General features: G+C 69.8%; 1 protein-coding gene. It reads right to left on the bottom strand.

Annotated elements, in window-relative coordinates:
• The coding region (locus FVE89_RS31680) for a transketolase C-terminal domain-containing protein (protein ID WP_281408976.1) at positions 1-232 on the bottom strand (232 nt) is incomplete at both ends.

Raw genomic sequence — 232 nt, forward strand, 5'->3', positions numbered from 1 at the left:
GTCAGCGTCCGCACCCGAACCCGACCCGCATCCAGCGCGCCCTTCTCGGACAGGAGATGCAGCACCATCGCGCCGAACCCGCCCCGCGAGCCTTCCTCGATCGTCAGCAGAACCGCGTGGCTCTGCGCCAGATCCAGGATCAGCGCCTCGTCCAAAGGCTTGGCGAACCGCGCATCCGCCACCGTCACCGCGACGCCCTGCTCGGCCAGCGTGTCCGCCGCCTTCAAGGCCT

Origin of the sequence: Methylobacterium sp. 2A, assembly GCF_009806555.1 — a bacterium.
In the GTDB taxonomy this organism is placed as follows: domain Bacteria; phylum Pseudomonadota; class Alphaproteobacteria; order Rhizobiales; family Beijerinckiaceae; genus Methylobacterium.